We start from the raw sequence: 19,066 nt of genomic DNA, 5'->3' as shown, positions 1-19,066 counted from the left end.
CCGACATGAACAGAACCCGATTGCTTGCCACCGCGCTTGCCGCCGCGTCGCTGGGCGTCTTGCTGACCAGCGGCGCCTATGCCGACGATGCGCCGAGCCCTTGCACATCGCTGAAACGGATCGTCGCGGCCGCTCCTGGCGGCCTCGCCTCGTTGACGCCGGACGACGGCAAGGGCGTCGCGCAACCTTACGGCGACGACGCGCAATGTTCGGCGAGCCGCGGCTCGTATCAATGCACGTGGACGCCGCATCACGATGCCGGTTCGAATGCCGACGCACTGCAAGCAGTCGCGGCGGACATCGCTTCGTGTCTTCCGGACGCGACGCACGATCAGAATTCGCCGGGACGTCAGCACTTTTATCTGGGCGCGAAAAGTAAACGGACAGATATCACGCTGACGCCGACCGGGTCGAACAAGCTGCGTCTGATGGTGTCGGCCAAGTAAGCCGCCGGGCGAGAGCGGCTAGTGTGACGCCGGCCACCATGTCCAGCCGCGCGGCGAGCGCCGCAACTCGATCATCGAAAGCGGCGCGATTTCAATGCGCGGAAATATGTCGGGCGGTGCCCCGAGCGCATACACGACCGCTGCCCGCAGCACCGGCGCATGGGTGACGGCGATCACGTCGCGAGGACGGGTCGATGTACGATCCGTCGCGCCGTCTGACGATGCTTCGAGCCATTCTCCCACCCGTTTCACGAGTTGACTGAACGACTCGCCGCCGTGAGGCGCGGCGTCGGGATCGCGCGTCCATGCGGCGATGTCTTGCGGCGCTTCGGCAGCGAGATCGGCGAGCCGGCGTCCTTGCCATTTGCCGTAGTTCAGATCCGCCAGGCCGGCTTCGACCGATGCCGCGAGGCCCAGGGCCGCTGCCGTTTCGCGCGCGCAGGCGGCCGGGCTGACGAAAGCCGGTGCGTTGTCCGCGATCGCCAGGCGTAGGCGTGCCGCGTGGGCTTCGGCTTCGGCGAGGCTGCGGGCGTCGAGCGGATCGTCGTCCGGAAAACGGCCTGCGCGCTGGGCGGCGGTCGACGCGTGGCTAACCAGTAACAGCCGGGTGTCCATTCTGTGCATGTCCTGTAAAGCCACGCCCCAAAGCCGAACGGCGGCGGGATGAGCGTGCGTTTTGCGTTGCCGGGTGCCGAAGTTTAGCGCGTAGAATAGCGGGACTGCGAAGCGCGGAAGCCGGTGAGAGCCCGGCGCGGTCGCGCCACTGTAATCGGCAGCACAAGCCGAAAGCCAGACCTGAGCTTCGCACCATCCTCTGCAATGACTATCGGGGCGCGTTACCCCAGGAGATGTCCATCATGACCGAAGCCGTTTTCGATCCCGCCAATCAGCCCGTTGCCCAACCCACGCCGATTCCGCTGCGCGAGTTGCTGCCTTGGGTCGTGTTCGGCGGTTTGCTGTTGTTGCTCGCGCTTTACTTCGTGGGTGCGGAACAGGGCGCCACCTCGCTGGTGCCGGGCATGTACGTGCATGAGTTCGTGCACGACGGCCGCCATCTGCTCGGCTTTCCCTGCCACTAACGGAGTCGACCATGGTTGGTAAATTGTTGGTGCGCGGCATGCTTGCAGGCATCGCCGCAGGACTGCTCACGTTCGGCTTCGCGCGGGTGGTGGCCGAGCCGCAGGTCAATCAGGCGATTTCGTTCGAAGAAAAGGCCGACGCTGCGAAAGGCGAGGCGCCCGAGCCAGAAATCGTGAGCCGCGATACACAGCGGGGCATCGGCTTGTTGACCGGCGTGCTGACTTACGGCGCGGCGTTCGGCGGGCTGTTCTCGCTCGTGTTCGCGTACGCCTATGGGCGAGTGGGTGCGTTGAGCCCGCGCGCATTGTCCGCGTGGCTCGCGCTTGGCGCGTTCATTGCGCTCGCGGTCGTGCCGAATCTGAAGTATCCGGCGAACCCGCCCTCGGTCGGCGACCCTGAGACCATCGGCACGCGCACCGGGTTGTTCTTCCTGATGATTGCGATATCGCTGGCCGCGATGGTGTTCTCGCTCAAGGTGCGGCGCCGCGCGGCGATGAAGCTTGGCGCGTGGAACGGCTCGATTGTGGGGGCGGCGGTGTTCATCGTGATCATCGCCGCGGTGCAGTTGTCGATGCCCACGATCAACGAAGTGCCGGAGGCTTTCCCGGCGGTGCTGCTGTGGAAATTCCGCGTCGCGGCGCTCGGCATGCAGGCGATTATGTGGGCGACGATCGGACTGCTGTTTGGGGCGTTGGTCGAGCGGAGCGTGTTGACGCGGGTGGGCGGACGGGCGGCGGTTAAGTCGGCTTGATTTGCATGGCGTGAGCGCGACTGGTTTGGTGGTTGCGCTTTGCTCTCCGCGCGTCGCTCTTCGCGGTTTGCGCGCAGTGGTTGAGATGGGTTCTGCGTCAAGGAGTTGGGGCGGAAGGTGTTGGAGATACAGCGCTGCCTTCAGCGCTGGGCCGGGTTGAGCGAAGGCCGTGTGTGCGGCTTGCGCTCGCGCAGATGGATCGTGACGAACCGGGTGCGCGCTGGTACGAGAAGGGCAGTAAATCATAGGGTGTGATTTTTGCGGCCCTTTCGCTGACGGCGGCTATTTGCGCATGTGATGCGGTGCATGAACCCAGGGGCGGCTCCGGTCGCCCCTTTTCTGTTTTCAAGTCTCTTGTTCCTTTTCCCCGGAGTTGTCTTATCGCCACTCCGTCCGCGCCATACGTACAGTGGCCGCGTGTCCGTTACCTGTCCAACTCTCAGCGTGTCCGCTTTTCTCCGGCGGTTGCTGCTTTTGTCTGCCTCGTGCGGGCTTTTTTTGCGCCCCGCACACCTCACTGTCCGTCGGGATTTGTCCTGCGTCAATCGTGCCGTTGCCTGGCTATGCGTAATACCTATCTGGATTTTGTTTTACGAATCTGTGACTGTTTTTAGCTGTACACCGGCTTGAGCCGATTTGATAATGCATAGGCAAGCCGACACCGCGAACATGGAATGCATCTCTGGATATTTTGTAGGATTCCGTAGTACCTGTGCTCGATAAGGCTTGGAACCATAACTTTCCGAGGGACAAACAATGTCGTGGCTGATCCAACCGCGTACGCCGGAAGTTACCGGCGATGCGCGGACGCAATGGTTGTCCAAACCGCTTCCCACTGTTTCCTGGCCCGCTGACGCGAGGCACGCATGACCCGGTGGACTGCCCAGACGCGCACCCTCACGTTCAGTGGTGCCGCGCTTCCCGAAATCATCGGCGTCGATTACCGCAGCCGCCAATGCATCGAAATCAGGGAGCCGATGCTCACCGTTCGTCGTCTCCGGGGACGCGAAGCCGTGGGCGAGCTGTTCGAATACGTCGTGGAAACAGAGGTCGAAAACCCGGACTTCCTGCAGGACCCGGAGAGCGTCGCGCAACTCGATCTGGCGGCCATCGTCGGTACATCGGGCACTGTCGCGATCCAGGTCGCTGGCATCGGCACCTTTCGAGCCGGCGCGAAAGGCGACACGGGGCGCGCGAATGTCGGCGCCGATACGCGCTATATTAATGGGGAAATCGTTTCAGCGCGCATCCGGTGCGTTGAGGATCGCGCGGCGGTTTTCGAGTTCGTATTGCGCCCGTTCGTGTGGCGTGCAACGCTGAATTGCGATTCGCGCATCTTCCACGGTACCGTAATCGAGGTGCTTGAAGAAGTGCTGCAGCCCTATGTGGGCACCGTCGAGTGGCGCATTGGCGGAATGTGGCCCGGCAAGGGCTATCCACCGCGCGACATGATCCGGCAGGCATGGGAGCCGGACTGGCAATTCGCGTCTTTTTTAATGGAAGAGTTCGGACTCTTCTACTGGTTCGAACACCGTGACGACTTTCACTCCCTTGTCATCTCTGACCTGCTGAGTGGTTTCCGTCCACATGGCGTAGCCTATGAAACGCTTCGCTATCACACCGGAAGCCGCATTGATGAGGAACACATCAGCGAACTGTCGATCGCGTACACGCTGACACCCGGCAAGGCCACGGTCAACGACCATAACTACGCGGAGCCGCGCCTCGCAAAGAGTCTCGTACCGAATCGCGAGACCTGTGAGGATACGCGCGGTACAGCGAGCCGGGACATCGAAATCTACGAACCTGCCGACTTCGCCCAGCCCGAGGCGCGGCGCACGGCAGCCGATGCGAACGACGAGCGGGGTGAAGGCCAGCACCTTGCGCGGGTCAAACTCCAGTCGCGGCGCTGCCAAAGTTTGCGCGCAACCGGTAGAGGCCGTCTCCAGGCACTTCAGCCGGGGCGCACGTTCACGCTTGCGGGCTATCCGCAGGAGCGCGCGAACTGTGAATACATCGTTCTGAGTTGCGATCTGGACATGACTGAAGTCGGCACGTCGTCGGGTCCGACGCGTCAGTACACGGTCAACACGGAGTTTGAACTGCAACCGGCCAACGAGTATTTCCGGCTGCCCCAAGTCACGCCCCGGCCGCGCATCGACGGCTATGAATATGCCGTGGTGGTCGCGCCGCAGGACAAGGAAATGTACATCGACTACCGCAACCGGCTGCGCATCCAGTTCGACTGGGACCGGCAGGCGAATCTCGATGGCGCGACTTCGATCTGGGTGCGCGTCATGACGCAATGGCAGGGTGGCGAGCTGGGCGTGGTTGCACCCGGTCGCGCGGGTCAGATGGTGCTGGTGTCGCACGTGCACGGTGACCCGGACCGGCCTGTCGTCGCCGGATTCGTGGTGGACAAGTTCAACATGCCGCCGTGGGAACTGCCGGCCAATGCTGCGTTGAGCGGCATGCGCAGCAAGAGTCTTGGGTATGGTCTGCGCTCCAATCATCTCGCGTTGGACGATACACCCGGCAAGATGCAGGCGCAGCTCGCAAGCGACCAGGCGAATTCGCGGTTTGTAGCGGGCTTCAACACGCGCATTGATGGCACGAAGGGGCGCACCGAGGCGCGGGGTGAAGGGATCGAGATTGCCACCGATGCGCACCTTGTAGGCCGGGGCAACCAGGGCGTGCTGCTTACCTCCGAGGCGCGTGTGGGCGCTAGCGCTCCCGTAAAGGATATGGGCGAGACAGTGGCGCGGCTCACGCAGGCGCGGCAGCAGCATGAGGACCTGTCACGGCTGGCGATTCAGCACAACGCGCAGACGATGGACGCTAGCCAGGGCGATGCCACGAGCATGATCAAAGCGCAGAACGAAGCAATCCGGGGTGGACAGAAGACGGAGGAGAATCCATCGCCCGAAATGACGCGGCCGGACGTGGTGCTGGCGAGTGCGGCGGGGATTGCGACAACTGCGGCAGACAGCACGCACATGGCGAGCGTGAAGGATCACGCGATTACAGCAGGGCGGGACGTGAGTGTGTCGTCGGGGCGCTCGCTGTTTGCGTCGGTGCGCGGTGCGATCAGCCTGTTTGCCTACCAGCTTGGGCTGAAACTAATCGCGGCGAAGGGCAAGGTGGACATCCAGGCGCAAAGCGACCAGATGGCGCTGGCGGCACTCAATGACCTTACGATCAGCAGCACCGATGGCAGGATCGTGCTGACGGCGGCAAAGGAAATCTGGCTCGGTGCAGGCGGGTCGTACATCCAGATCGACGGTAGCGGGATCATCAACGGGTCGCCGGGGGCAATTCTGGAGAGAGGTGCCACCTGGGACGTGCCAGGGCCGGATACACAGCGCGTGCGTGTGCCTGATCTCCCGGGAGACAAGATCCACAGTGCGCAATTTGTTGTCCGCGACCGTAGCGGCAACCCGTTGCCTAACTACCCCTATCAGATCAAGACGGAAAACGGCCCGACCTGGTTTGGGCGCACAGATGAGCATGGACATACAGAGCGGGTCTGGACGGCAAGCCCCCAGGATGTCGCCGTGTATCCCGCTCACGAAATGGACGATGCAGATGAAGAGGGCGCGAAGGACAACTGCTGCGACGTTAAACCTTCAAAATACGAGTAACTAATGCCAGCTACCCCTCAGACTTCATCCGCAATCATGGCAACCGCCCAGGACATGCCAACGTATGACGTGACGGTTACCGATCGCGTAGTCAGTTTTATTATTTATTGCGCGCCCGTGGACGATGCGCATAACACTCCGTTTGCTAACGTGTTTGGCAGTACAGATGTCGCACATCGAGCGGTAACCGACTCGGCGTCATATCTTACGACGCTTCCATACGTTCTGATCGATGCGGACACAGAGAAAGTTTTATTTCCGGTTCAGGCCGCTAACGGAGGAACGCAATCCTTTCCTGCGCGCGTAGCTCTCGAAAATAATGCATTACATGACGGGAAGCGCTGGAAGCACAGTTTGCCCGCGATGCACATCCCGGATGAAACACGGCGCATTGCGCTGCACATTGCCAACGACGCGTACGCGGATCATAGAAATTTCAAATTGTTTTCATGGTCGGTACCCGATGCGGCCCATAGCAAAGTGCATATTTATGAAGTGAGAGCAGACGTGAAAAGTGAATTTGCTCAGTTAAATGCGTTGGGGCAAGTTCCAACTGATAACTCTCTTGTTGCGAAACCTGATGTTCAGAACGAATACTACGGATATCTGGACGGGGACCTTTGGCTACGCATAAGCCACGAGTTCACGGCGGCCGATATTCTTCGTTTATGTCCCGCAGGTATAATTTCTCGCACTAGCTTGACCTCTACTGCGGCGTCGCAATCCGGTGCTGCTAACGGCATCTTGTCTTTACCATCTACCAGTGCGCAAACATCAGCGGCGGCGGTTGGATTTCAGTCTGGCGCGAGCAGTCCAGGCATAAGTTCGCCGACGGCGCAGACCGGCACTCCTGGTGCTACGGATGAACAATTACATGTCGATTGGTCTGTCGTCCTAGCGCCTATTTATGCGGCTGGCCACGATTCTCGCTCGATGAATGCGTTCAATGTAGCAATTCCAGAGCTAGGAATTACGGTAAATTTCGGAGTGAGAGCGTTTGCTAATGCTATAAATTCTAGTGCGCGAACCACTATTCAACAGGCACTATGCCGAACCTCACCGAGAGCATTCGCTGCTGTTCTTCGAGCGGCATGGCGTCTGCATATCGATACATTGTATTTATCTAGCTCGTGGCGGCCGATGCTGGGATCGTCGCTTCACAAAATGGGAATCGGTATTGATGTGACACGCTTCGATGACGACGCCGAAAGTATTCACGTCGCGATCCGCAATCAAGGGGCACAGGATAGAAATCATCCATTTCCAAGTACCGTCGGAGGACGGAAGCTGGGGGCGTTGTATACGGAATTGACGCACGATGCTCAGATTGCTGCTACACAAGTTTTCACTCCTTGGGTTCATTGGGTAGAGCCACATGACACACACATGCATGTTACGGCTGCGAGGTAAAGCGTGTTTCCAGAACAAAAATCGAAATTAAATTTAATTATTTTTATCCTCGCCGTCGCTTTTCTTTTGCGCAGCGCAGACGCGTTTCCGAACGAACAAGCTATAAAAAATGGGGTCGTTGTTCACTATGATGCTCTGCTAAAACCGCGATGCGACCTGTTTTTAAGGAGGCAGGTTGGGCAAATGTTTGCAGGTTACGCTATTGGAGATAGGCTTATCGAGGAAGGGCAAGGCGTCAGCGATAATGGATATGTATTCCCTCCCCCTTCGCTGTGCAAAAACTTTATTCATGCATCTTCGCAGCAGACAATTTATCGCGATCTGCACACCGGGGACGTAGTTAAAAAGGATGACCTTATTTCCTTGGATGACATGGACTTGTGGAAAGGTCCGCCACCGTTCAGGGCAAGGTTTGATATAGCATCGAACACTTTGTCGCCGGAAGACGATGCGATTGATTATTCATTTCTGCCATATTTAAAAGATAATTTTGTCAAAAATTATGTGGTTATTGACAAAAATAATTTTGAGGTGCGTCTCGACACAGGGTTGCGTACAGGTTATCGGTTCTATGGTTTTATGGGCAAATGTTATCTTGCCACTGACACGCACCCGCGAATATTCAAGTATGTGACCGATTGCGTTCATTCAAGTGGCGAGGCTTACAAATTGCCGGGCACGATTGAGATGAAGAAGTATTCGTGGATCAACATTACCAATGCGAACACGATTGAGCAAAACGTCCCCATGCCATCCACGAATGTGGAGATAGACGGGGCAAGTCCTGTGAAGCCATTGATTTACTCAGACTTTCCGCTCACGCATGACGGAAAAGTGAGTAAAGGCAGAGCTATGTGCATGGCAGATTGTGCATCCGGCATGCTCATGAAACTGCTGCATGTCGGGCAGAGCATTTGGGGGCCGTCAGGAAAACCGCGGGTTATCGAAACTCATGGAACATCCCAATGATCGACCTTATCCGCCTCAACGACACCACCGAACATGGCGGCGAAGTCGTCACCGCCTCTGACACGATGCGCTACGGCGGACACCGCGCCCGCAAGGGCGACCGTGTGGCATAGCCGACAGGACGTGATACGTAATGAACCCGGACACCATCCGGCTATTGCCCCTGTGGATTGCATAGGCGATCCCGCGCTTCGATACACTTCACGGCCGCAGACCCACTGCACTGGTTCAGCCACCAGGCATTACGAAACTGCTCTTCCACACCCTCTACACACCCCTTCCCCGCACCTCCCAATTGAAAACCCGCCGCGTATCCGAAACCGGCTGCATCAACCGATCGAACAACTGCGCGACAGCGCCATCCAATTGCGCAAGTGCCGGTGCCCTGTTCACATCGAAAGCAATGGCGGGCATCATCGGTCCACGTTCATCCGATTCATTGCGCGCAGCGCCCCCCACACCGCCGCCATAACGCGCAATCAAAGTATCAAGCCGCGCCACGATCGACTCGACATGCGCCGCACCCACCTCTGCCGCGTTAAGCGCCACCGCGTCCTGCAACCCGTCGCGTCGCGCGGGCCCATTCAGCACGCGCGCCCAATGCAGGCAACATAGCAGCGACCCGGTCGCCAGCTCGACATCCGGGTTCCACACCACCACGCGTTGCGTCTGCAGTGGCCGCAGCGCGATCCGCAGATCATGCCAACTGCGATCGAGCTTACGCATCGCCACAACCGCTTCAGCAGCTTGCGGACCTGCCCCGGAGAGCCGCACCACGTCGCGTAGCGCGCCCAGCACCGCCGCAAGTCTCGCCTCGACATGCCGCGTCGCTGCAAGCGGCATCATGAGTATGGCGACGGCGAAAGACACAAGGCAACCCACCAGCACTTCTTCGATTCGCAGTTCGACCAGCGGCCCCATCGCGAACCCCAACTCGCCGTAGACCAGGCCGACGAGCACGGTGATAAAAAACACCCCCGGCGCATACGCGCTCAAGATGTAGTAAGCCCAGCCGAACACGCACAACACCATCGCGATCACCAGCAATACCGGCGAGTCATGCAGCGGCGCGACCAGCAATACGCTGACGAGCGCGCCGGCGAGCGTCCCCACGAGGCGCTGCGCGCCGCGATACACCGTATCCGCGCGCGACCGCGTGCCGAGAAACACGACGAACGTCGTAATGACCGCCCAGAACCAACGCTCCGGCGAAAGCGAATGGCCGATCAGCATCGCTAGCAATGCAGCGGTCGTGGCGCGCGTGGCGGGGAGCCAGCAGAGTTTGCTGCGCAAATCGGCGAAGCGCTGCGGCGCGGTCAGCGTAACGAAAGCGCCCGTTAGTGCGGACGAATCGCGTCGCGTGGCGCTTCGCTGCGCAATCTCCTTGAGCCGCGCAATCGCGTGACGTAATACATCGCCACGCGCCTTGACAGCATCATCCGCGGGTCCGGATGCAAACGCGTACTGCCCAGCCGCCACTTCCACTTCGACGATCCGCTCACGAATCGTCTCCGCATTCGACGGATTCAGCAGCGCCAACTGTTCTTCGAGCGAGAGCGCAGCTTCGTTCAACGCGGAGAGATGCGCGGCAACCGGAGCGTGAAGCACACGCGACGCGCGCAGCGTCACCGTATGAACGGCGAGGCGAAAACTTGCCGCGACTCGCATCGGCACGATCACGCGGCCCACCAGCACGACCATCAAGGGGCCGAACGCGGACAGCAGAAGCGACTGCACGACATGCGCCGTCGAAGGATGAAGATAGAGGCCGAGATAAAAACACACGACGCCCAGCATCGCGCAGCCCAATGCGCGCGGTCCGCATGCCTGGCACAGCATGCCGACGAACATCACCACCAGGAAGCCCGCATCGCCGGCCAGCGGATAACGGCTCAACACGCTCGCCATGGCAAAGCACACGCAAGCGCAAAGATAAAGATAGAAGAGCGTGCCGAACCAGGCAGTCCGCCGTGCATCGCGCACGAACAACGGCGCGACCATCGCAAAGAGGATGCCGGGTGCCGCGAGCGTAATGGACTGATCTTGGGAAACGGTCCACGCGATACTGGCCAGGCCGGTGAGCAGGCAGGCGAGCGCGACGCGCAGCGCGGTATGGAGGCGCACGAGTCCCGGGTCCGCAGCTAGAAGGCGGTCGGCGACGCGCGATAACGCGGCAGCAATCATGATCAATGATGTCCAGGCAAATTAACCGCCACCGGCTTTTGGCCGATTGCGGCAGGGCGGGCGCGTAGGCCCGCCACCTTCGTATCGTCGAACTGGGCCGCCACGCCGGGATCGCCGGCCGACAACCCCGTCCGTCGACGGGCGATAACGCTCGAACAGACACGCCGAATGCGCTGCAAAGGGTGGTGCAGCGCATCCAGCGGGTTCGGGTTTTCCCGAATGATACCGGGTCAAAATTGCGCCTGTCCAATTTTTGCCGCAGCGCAGCAGTTCAGTAGTTCAGCAGCACGTGGCGCACGTCAAACCGAGGCAAGCCATACGCGCCAGCCTCAGGTCGCATCGTGGAAAATCACCCCAAGCGTATGCCGTTGGCCTGAGCGCAAGCGGCTCACGCCATGCCGCAGATTCACCCGATACGGACCACGCGTCCCCTGAACCGGCCGGTGATGGACCGCGAACACCACCGCATCGCCCTTGCGGAGCGGCACCACTTCCGTACGCGACTGCATGCGCGGCCGCTGCTCCGTCATGACGAATTCGCCACCGGTGAAGTCCACGCCGGGTTCGGACAGCAGAATCGCGACCTGCAGCGGGAAGACGTGTTCGCCGTAGAGATCCTGATGCAGGCAGTTGTAGTCGTCGGGTGCGTATTGAAGCATTAGCGGTGTAGGGCGCGTCTGACCGGCGGCGTGACAACGCTCGATAAATTCCGCGTGCGCGGCCGGATATCGAACGCCGATCCCCATCGCCTCGTTCCAGCGATTCGCCACCGGCGCGAGACGCGGATAAAGCGCGCAGCGCAAATCGGCGATCAACGGCGGCAGCGGATAAGCAAAGTACTTGTATTCGCCGCGGCCAAAACCGTGTCGCGCCATGACGACGCGGCTACGAAACAACGCATCGCGCGGATAGAGCGCGGTCAGCGCATCGCATTCCTCCGAGCTGAGCAGATTGCGCAGCATCGCGCAGCCGTAAGCATTCAACTCTGCTTCGACATCGAACCAGTCGATCGCACCGATACGCTGCGCGTGCGAGCCACCCCTGCCCGCTTCTGGCTTCTGTCCTGCGCCAGCTTTCAAGTCCAGCGTTAATTCCAGCGAGCGCGACTGCATATCTTTCGCAACCGTATCCATAAACCCTCTCCAATCAAGCGATCACCAGAACGATGATCGAGTGTAAGGACGGGCGTGACGCCGCGCACCCCGACTCTTGCTTTCCAATTCCGTGCCGTTCACCGCCCGTGTCTCGACAATAAGCGCATGATGTTCAGACCGATCCGGTGGCGGCGCCCCACCACACGGCGTTCCAGCGAGCCTTAAGCAAATCCAAACGCCCGCTTCGAAAATGCAAACTTCGCAGGACATGCTGCCTCGTTCATAGTAAGACCCTATTAAGCCAAATACGCGTATCCGGAGACTGTGCCCATGTCTGCTTCCCCGCAGAAACTCGACGACTGGCTCGACAAGCAGGAGGTGCTTAAGGACGACATCACCGCCTTTCCACTAAAGGCGATGGCCGCTACGCTCGATCGCGAAGAAAGCGGCGACAGCGTGCCGCCGCTGTGGCATTGGCTGTACTTTCTGCCGGTTGCGCCGATGTCCGAAGTCGGCCCGGACGGCCATCCGAAACGCGGCGGTTTCCTGCCGCCCGTGCCGCTGCCGCGCCGCATGTGGGCCGGCGGCCGCCTGACTTTTCACACGCCGCTGAAGGTGGGCGAGCGTGCCACGCGTACTTCGACGATCGCCAATATCGAAGACAAGACCGGCCGGTCCGGCCGTCTCGTGTTCGTCACGGTGCAGCACACCATTGAAGCCGGCGGCGAACTGAAGCTCGAAGAGGAGCACGACATCGTCTATCGCGGCGCGCCGCAGGACGGCGCCCGTCCACCGCAGCCGCAGCTCGCCCCAAAAGGCGAAACGTGGCGCCGCACGATCGACGCCGACGCAGTCATGCTGTTCCGTTACTCGGCACTGACCTTCAACGGCCACCGCATTCATTACGACTATCCCTACGTCACGGAAGTCGAAGGTTATCCGGGCCTGATCGTCCACGGTCCGTTGATCGCGACTTTGCTTGTCGACCTGGTGCGCCGCGAACAACCGCAAGCCACGCTGCAAAGTTTCGCTTTCAAGGCGGTACGTCCGACCTTCGCCGGCCATGCTTTCACGGTATGCGGCAAGCCATCCGCCGACGGCAAGATCATCGAGTTGTGGGCCAAAGACCACGAAGGCTATCTGACCATGCGCGCCACGGCCGCTATTGCCTGAACTTCGACTGAGCTTCGCCTGAACTCCAAGAGATTCGATTATGCAAACCACGCAGCAGGATTCCTTTCAGGACATTCGCGAAGCCGTCCGCGATTTGTGCCAGCAATTTTCCGGCGAATACTTTCGCAAGATCGACGAAGCGCGCGGCTACCCTGAAGAGTTCGTCGACGCGCTAACCAAAGCCGGCTGGCTGGCCGCGCTGATTCCGCAGGACTTCGGCGGCTCGGGGCTGGGGCTGACCGAAGCGTCGGTCATCATGGAAGAAATCAATCGTGCCGGCGGCAACTCGGGCGCGTGCCACGGCCAGATGTACAACATGGGCACGCTGTTGCGCCACGGTTCCGAAGAGCAGAAGCAAAAGTACCTGCCGAAGATCGCGTGCGGCGACTTGCGTCTGCAATCCATGGGCGTGACCGAGCCGTCCACCGGCACGGACACCACGAAGATCAAGACCACCGCCGAGCGCCGCGGCGACCGCTATGTGATCAACGGACAGAAGGTGTGGATCTCGCGCGTGCAGCATTCGGATCTGATGATCCTGCTCGCGCGCACCACGCCGCTTGCGGACGTGAAGAAGAAATCGGAGGGCATGTCGATCTTTATCGTCGATTTGCGCGAAGCGATCGGTCACGGCATGACCGTGCAGCCGATTCTGAACATGGTCAATCACGAAACCAACGAACTCTTCTTCGACAACCTCGAAATCCCGGCCGAGAATCTGATCGGTGAAGAAGGACAGGGCTTCAAATACATCCTCGACGGCTTGAATGCGGAGCGCACGCTGATCGCCGCCGAATGTATCGGCGATGGTTACTGGTTCGTCGACAAGGTCACCGAATACGCGAAAGAGCGCGTCGTATTCGGCCGTCCGATCGGTCAGAACCAGGGCGTGCAGTTTCCGATCGCGCGCTCGTTCGTCAATGTCGAGGCGGCCAGCCTCATGCGCTTCGAGGCGGCGCGCCGTTTCGATGCGCATCAACCGTGCGGCGCTCAGGCGAACATGGCGAAGCTGCTCGCGGCTGACGCGTCCTGGGAAGCGGCCAACGCGTGTCTGCAATTCCACGGCGGCTTCGGCTTTGCCTGCGAGTACGACGTCGAACGCAAATTCCGTGAGACGCGTCTTTACCAGGTCGCGCCGATTTCCACCAATCTGATTCTTTCGTACGTGGCCGAGCATATTCTCGGGCTGCCGCGTTCGTTCTGACTCCGGGCGCCAACAACATGAGACCACTCGACGGTATCAAGGTCGTCACGCTCGAACACGCAATCGCGGCGCCGTTCTGTACCCGTCAACTCGCGGATCTGGGCGCGCGGGTGATCAAGATCGAGCGGCCTGGTGTCGGCGACTTTGCGCGCGGCTACGACGAGCGCGTGCATGGACTGTCGTCGCATTTCGTTTGGACCAATCGTTCGAAGGAAAGCCTTGCGCTCGATCTGAAACAGCCTGCCGCAGCGGAGATTCTCGACGCCCTGGTCGCCGGCGCGGACGTACTGGTGCAGAATCTCGCCCCCGGCGCCGCGGACCGGCTCGGTCTCGGTTACGACACGCTGAGCAAGAAGTATCCGAAGCTGATCGTCTGCGATATTTCGGGCTATGGTTCCGACGGCCCGTATCGCGACAAGAAAGCCTACGACCTGCTGATCCAGAGCGAATCCGGTTTTCTGTCGATCACCGGCTCGCCGGGCGAGCCGGCCAAGGCGGGATGCTCGATTGCGGATATTGCGGCGGGCATGTACGCGTACTCGAACATTCTGAGCGCGCTGCTGTTGCGTGGGCGCACGGGGCGCGGCTGCCGCATCGACGTATCGATGCTGGAGAGCATGGTCGAGTGGATGGGTTATCCGCTCTATTACGCGATCGACGGTCAAACGCCGCCCGCGCTCTCCGGCGCGGCGCACGCCACGATCTATCCGTACGGCCCGTTTCCCGCGGGCGACGGCAAGACGGTGATGCTCGGTCTGCAGAACGAGCGCGAATGGAAGCTCTTTTGTGAACGCGTGTTGATGCAGCCGGAACTCGCCACCGACGAGCGTTTCAACTCGAACTCGAAACGCACGTCGGCGCGCGACGCGTTGCGCGAGGTGATCGTCGCGGCTTTTGCGAAGCTGAGTGCGGCGCAGGTCATCGAACGGCTGGATAATGCCGGCATCGCCAACGCGCAAATGAACTCGCTCGGCGATGTGTGGGCGCATCCGCAATTGCAGGCGCGCGAGCGCTGGCATGAAGTCGGCACGCCTGCGGGCGTGGTGCCCGCGTTATTGCCGCCGGGTTTGCCGACCGATGTCGACCCGCGCATGGATCCGGTGCCCGCGCTCGGCGAGCATACCGACGCGATTTTGCGCGAACTCGGCTACGACAGCGCGCGGATCGACGCGCTGCGAGCCGCCGGCACGATCTGAATGTTTTTAGCTTCGCCGGCGCGTGAGCGACGCCACGCCGGCGACCTGAACGAATACGAAGCGACCTCAACATGAACGACCATCCCAGTCTGACGCTTGCCACCTTCGCCGCTCAACTCGACTTCGACAGCATTCCGCACGCGGTGGTGGAGCGCACCGTCAACCTTTACGTCGACTGGCTCGGCTCGGCGCTGGCGGGCAAAGGTGCGCGGCCGGTCGAGACGATCGCGCGCTTTGCCCGCCAGGCCGGCGGCGCATCGAACGACGGCGCGTGCGAAGTGTTGATCGACCGCAGTCGCACCACGCCGTATTTCGCCGCGATGATCAACGGCGCGGCGTCGCACTTCGCCGAACAGGACGACGTGCACAACGGCTCGGTGTTTCATCCCGCGACGGTCGTGTTTCCGGTGGCGCTTGCGTTGGCGCAGGCGCATCGCAAGTCCGGGCGGGAGCTGATCGCGGCGGCGGTCGCGGGCTATGAAGTGGGCATCCGCATCGGCGAATTTTTGGGGCGCTCGCACTACAAGGTGTTTCACACCACGGGTACGGCGGGCACGGTGGCGGCGGCCGCCACAGCGGGGCGGCTGCTCGGCTTGTCGCCGGCGCAGATGCTCGACGCGTTCGGCTCGGCGGGCACGCAGGCAAGCGGACTGTGGGAGTTTCTGCGCGATGCCGCCGACTCGAAGCAACTGCACACGGCCATGGCGGCGGCCAACGGACTAATGGCCGCGCAACTCGCCGCCGATGGCTTCAAGGGCGCGACGCATATTCTGGAAGGCGCGCAAGGCATGGCCGCGGGCATGTCGAGTGACGCGGATCCCGCGCGCCTCGTCGACCGCCTGGGCAATCGGTGGGCGACGGCGGAGACGTCGTTCAAGTATCACGCGGCGTGCCGTCACACGCATCCCGCCGCCGACGCGTTGCTCGCCGTCGTACAGGAACACCGTCTCGCGCCGCGCGATATCGCGAAGGTCGTCGCGCACGTCCATCAAGGCGCGCTCGATGTGCTCGGCGCGGTCGTCACGCCGCGCACCGTTCATCAGGCGAAGTTCAACATGGGCACGGTGCTCGGACTCGTCGCGCATCACGGCTATGCGGGCGTGAGCGAATTCGAGCAGGGTTTCGACGCGGATACGATCGCCGCCTTCCGCGACAACGTCGAGATGGCTTTCGACGCCGAAGTGGACGCCGTTTATCCCGCGCGCTGGATCGGCAAGGTGACGGTCACGACTACCGACGGCCGCACGTTCAAGGGCCGCGTGGACGAACCGAAAGGCGACCCGGGCAATACGCTGTCGCGCGATGAGATTGCAACCAAGCTGCGTCGGCTGGCGGCATTTTCGGGCGCGGCCACCGAAGGCGAGGCCGCGCGATTGCTCGGCAACGCGTGGCAAATCGCGGAGCAGGCGCAGGTCGGATCGGTTTTTGAAGCAGAGTCCAACGCGATGGGGGCCGCATGAGCGCCGCACTGCCGCGCTCCTATCTGTTTGTGCCGGGCAACCGCCCTGAGCGCTTCGAAAAAGCGCACGCAGCTGGCGCGGACGCGGTGATTCTCGATCTCGAAGATGCCGTGCAGCCCGCTGAAAAACCGGCGGCGCGCGCGGCGGTGCTCGCCGCTGTATCGAGCGAAGCATCACGGCCCGCGTGGGTGCGCATCAACGGTTCGGACACGCCCTGGTTCAACGAGGATGTCGCCGCGCTGTCCGGACAGCCGGGTGTCGCAGGGATCGTGTTGCCTAAAGCGGAGACGCGTGAACAGATCGAGGCCGTGCTGGCGACGGCGCATGCCGCTTTAAGCATATTGCCGATCATTGAAACCGCGCGTGGGTTTGCGAGCCTCGCGGTCTTGTGCGCCGCGCCGCGCGTGCAGCGCATCGTGTTCGGCACGCTGGATTTTCAGATCGATCTCGGTATCGACGGCGACGGCGAGGAACTGTATCTGTTCCGCTCGCAGATCGTGCTGGCGTCGCGGCTTGCCGGAATCGGCGCGCCGGTGGACGGCGTGTCGACCACCATCACCGACACGGACGCCATCGAAGCCGACGCGCGCCTCGGCCGGCGTTTCGGCTTCGGCGGCAAGCTGTGCATTCATCCGAAGCAGATCGATGCGGTGCACCGCGCGTACGCGTGGAGCGACGCGGACAAGGCATGGGCGCAACGTGTCCTGGCCGCAGTGGAAACGAGCCACGGCGCGGCGGTGGCGGTGGACGGCAAGATGGTCGATATGCCGGTGATCCTGAAGGCGCGAAGGATTCTTGCGGGCGCCTAGGCTGCGGCGAGCGCATCGCCGGCGCGATGTCGCGCGCCGTCCATTAACCGCGACGAAACATCGGCTTCCAATAATGCCAATACCCTGAAGGCGCAGCGTGACGCAAACTTGCCCTCACGCGGGGGGACGCTTTCGCGCCGCGTACTCAACATCATGCAACGAGCTGTCGCCATAAAAGATAGCCATGCATCACTGTTTTGCTCGCGCGGTCCCACCGCGCGCGGGCCCAATCAGGAGACACAATTTGGCAACCGTCAATTCCGGCGCGCGGCTCGACCGCCTGCCCATCAGCCGTTTTCACTGGAACATTCTCGGCCTGATCGGCGCGGGCGCTTTCCTCGATGCCTTCGACATCTATCTTGCCAACGGCGCATTAGCCGCGATGGTCAAAAGCGGCTTCACCGATTTGCGGCTCGGCTCGTTTTTCATCTCCGCGACCTTCATGGGCATGATGATCGGTGCCGGTCTGTCCGGTTATCTCGGCGACAGATTCGGCCGGCGTTATTCGTATCAGGCGAACCTGGCGATTTTCGGTCTCGCCTCGATTGCCGCGTGTTTCGCGCCGAATATCTACTGGCTGATTCTGTTGCGTTTCATCATGGGCGTGGGGCTCGGCGCGGAATTGGTGGTGGCGGCCGGAACGTTGTGCGAATTCGTGCCGCCGGCCACGCGCGGACGCTGGACTTCGCTGCTTGCGTTGATCATCAATTCCGGTCTGCTCGGTGCGACGGCGATCGGCTACTGGGTGATTCCACATCTCGGTTGGCGCTATATGTTTGCGATCGCCGGGATCGGTGCGCTCGTCGTGTGGTTTCTGCGGCATCGGATGCCGGAATCGCCGCGCTGGCTGGAGACGGTCGGACGCCTCGACGAAGCCGAGGCGACGGTGTCGGCGATCGAGCGGCAGGTCGAGGCGCGGGTCGGCAAGTTACCGCCGGTGGCGCGCGTGATGAGCCATGAGGTGCCGGCCGCGCCGTTCTCGGCGCTGTTCGCGCGCGGCATGATCGGCCGCACGCTGGTGGCGGCGCTCACCTGCATGGCGATCAACATGTCGCTGTATGGATTCGTCGCGTGGCTGCCGACGTTCTTCGTCAAGGAAGGGCTGACGATCGTGCAGTCGCTGGGATTCGTGCTGCTGATGTCGTTCGGCGCGCCGGCCGGCGCGGTGGTCGGGTATCTGGTCACGGACCGGATCGGCCGGCGCAACGGCATCGTGCTGTTCTCGCTCGTGACGATCGCGCTCGGGTTCGTGTACGTGCAGATGCGGGCGCCGGCGGCGATTTCCATCGTGGGTTTCGCACTCGTGACGGCGATCTATACGGTCTGCACGCTGGGATTGTTCGGCTATATCCCGGAGTTGTTTCCGACCGCGCATCGGCTGCGGGGGACGGGCGTCGCCGGCACCTGCGGACGCGCCGCCTCCATGTCGACGCCGTATGTGGCGCTGCTGTTGTACACGCACTTTGGCGTGACGGGCGTGCTGACGATGGTCGGCGGTGTTCTGCTGTTGCTGAGTGTAGCGATCCTCGCGTTGCGGATCGAAACGAGTCAGCAGACGCTCGAAGACATCTCGCCCGATGCCGATCTGACGCCGAGCGGGGAGTTGTTCGAAAAGTCGGTTTAGTTCGTTGAGCGCGTCAGCGCGGGCG

General features: G+C 61.4%; 15 protein-coding genes and 1 riboswitch. Of the genes, 12 read left to right on the top strand and 3 right to left on the bottom strand.

Annotation, left to right across the window (positions count from 1 at the left end; genetic code table 11):
* Nucleotides 1–5: 5 nt before the first annotated feature.
* The gene (locus tag BPHYT_RS32735) at nt 6–446 is read left to right on the top strand and encodes a hypothetical protein (protein WP_041759866.1); all 441 of its coding nucleotides are present in this window, start codon (nt 6–8) and stop codon (nt 444–446) included.
* A gap of 18 nt (nt 447–464) precedes the next feature.
* Here BPHYT_RS32735 and BPHYT_RS32730 read toward each other — a convergent pair whose 3' ends face one another.
* On the bottom strand, nt 465–1,061 hold the full coding sequence (locus BPHYT_RS32730) for a histidine phosphatase family protein (RefSeq protein WP_012428411.1): 597 nt from the start codon (nt 1,059–1,061) through the stop codon (nt 465–467).
* An 87-nt stretch (nt 1,062–1,148) separates the two neighbouring features.
* Nucleotides 1,149–1,301: riboswitch (adenosylcobalamin (AdoCbl) riboswitch) on the top strand.
* A gap of 2 nt (nt 1,302–1,303) precedes the next feature.
* On the opposite strand from BPHYT_RS32730, the gene BPHYT_RS32725 reads away from it, so the two are divergent.
* The 5 genes from BPHYT_RS32725 to BPHYT_RS32710 all read left to right on the top strand — a co-directional run bounded on the left by BPHYT_RS32725 (nt 1,304) and on the right by BPHYT_RS32710 (nt 8,297).
* On the top strand, nt 1,304–1,525 hold the full coding sequence (locus BPHYT_RS32725) for a CbtB domain-containing protein (protein ID WP_012428410.1): 222 nt from the start codon (nt 1,304–1,306) through the stop codon (nt 1,523–1,525).
* 11 nt (nt 1,526–1,536) lie between these two features.
* Entirely contained in the window at nt 1,537–2,277 is a 741-nt protein-coding gene (locus tag BPHYT_RS32720) for a CbtA family protein (protein ID WP_012428409.1), read from the top strand.
* Nucleotides 2,278–3,143: 866 nt separating this feature from the next.
* Nucleotides 3,144–5,918 carry a type VI secretion system Vgr family protein gene (locus BPHYT_RS32715; RefSeq protein ID WP_012428408.1) on the top strand — a complete coding sequence of 925 codons (2,775 nt, stop codon included), beginning with the start codon at nt 3,144–3,146 and terminating at the stop codon, nt 5,916–5,918.
* Between the two features lie 3 nt (nt 5,919–5,921).
* Nucleotides 5,922–7,328, top strand: coding sequence for a hypothetical protein (locus BPHYT_RS38475; RefSeq protein ID WP_012428407.1), 1,407 nt, complete (start codon nt 5,922–5,924; stop codon nt 7,326–7,328).
* A 3-nt stretch (nt 7,329–7,331) separates the two neighbouring features.
* Nucleotides 7,332–8,297 carry a hypothetical protein gene (locus BPHYT_RS32710; protein WP_148225176.1) on the top strand — a complete coding sequence of 322 codons (966 nt, stop codon included), beginning with the start codon at nt 7,332–7,334 and terminating at the stop codon, nt 8,295–8,297.
* Between the two features lie 267 nt (nt 8,298–8,564).
* Here BPHYT_RS32710 and BPHYT_RS32700 read toward each other — a convergent pair whose 3' ends face one another.
* Entirely contained in the window at nt 8,565–10,481 is a 1,917-nt protein-coding gene (locus BPHYT_RS32700) for an FUSC family protein (RefSeq protein ID WP_012428405.1), read from the bottom strand.
* Nucleotides 10,482–10,810: 329 nt separating this feature from the next.
* On the bottom strand, nt 10,811–11,614 hold the full coding sequence (locus BPHYT_RS32695) for a 2OG-Fe(II) oxygenase (protein ID WP_012428404.1): 804 nt from the start codon (nt 11,612–11,614) through the stop codon (nt 10,811–10,813).
* 291 nt (nt 11,615–11,905) lie between these two features.
* Between BPHYT_RS32695 and BPHYT_RS32690 the strand changes: the two genes are divergently transcribed.
* From BPHYT_RS32690 to BPHYT_RS32665, 6 genes are all read left to right on the top strand, one after another.
* Nucleotides 11,906–12,748 carry an FAS1-like dehydratase domain-containing protein gene (locus tag BPHYT_RS32690; RefSeq protein ID WP_012428403.1) on the top strand — a complete coding sequence of 281 codons (843 nt, stop codon included), beginning with the start codon at nt 11,906–11,908 and terminating at the stop codon, nt 12,746–12,748.
* A gap of 40 nt (nt 12,749–12,788) precedes the next feature.
* Nucleotides 12,789–13,952, top strand: a complete 1,164-nt coding sequence (locus BPHYT_RS32685) for an acyl-CoA dehydrogenase family protein (RefSeq protein WP_012428402.1) — start codon at nt 12,789–12,791, stop codon at nt 13,950–13,952.
* Between the two features lie 17 nt (nt 13,953–13,969).
* Complete coding sequence (locus tag BPHYT_RS32680; protein WP_012428401.1) at nt 13,970–15,148, top strand: CaiB/BaiF CoA transferase family protein; 1,179 nt, start codon at nt 13,970–13,972, stop codon at nt 15,146–15,148.
* 71 nt (nt 15,149–15,219) lie between these two features.
* Nucleotides 15,220–16,608, top strand: a complete 1,389-nt coding sequence (locus tag BPHYT_RS32675) for an MmgE/PrpD family protein (RefSeq protein ID WP_012428400.1) — start codon at nt 15,220–15,222, stop codon at nt 16,606–16,608.
* Nucleotides 16,605–17,417, top strand: a complete 813-nt coding sequence (locus tag BPHYT_RS32670) for an HpcH/HpaI aldolase/citrate lyase family protein (protein ID WP_012428399.1) — start codon at nt 16,605–16,607, stop codon at nt 17,415–17,417. The genes BPHYT_RS32675 and BPHYT_RS32670 overlap by 4 nt, the downstream gene beginning before the upstream one ends.
* Before the next feature lie 244 nt (nt 17,418–17,661).
* A complete protein-coding gene (locus tag BPHYT_RS32665; RefSeq protein WP_012428398.1) occupies nt 17,662–19,041 on the top strand; it encodes an MFS transporter in 1,380 nt (459 codons plus the stop codon).
* Nucleotides 19,042–19,066 lie beyond the last annotated feature (25 nt).

The sequence above is a fragment of the Paraburkholderia phytofirmans PsJN genome, from assembly GCF_000020125.1.
In the GTDB taxonomy this organism is placed as follows: domain Bacteria; phylum Pseudomonadota; class Gammaproteobacteria; order Burkholderiales; family Burkholderiaceae; genus Paraburkholderia; species Paraburkholderia phytofirmans.
The sequence above is the reverse complement of the archived record's forward strand: the minus strand, read 5'-3'. Positions and strand labels throughout refer to the sequence as shown.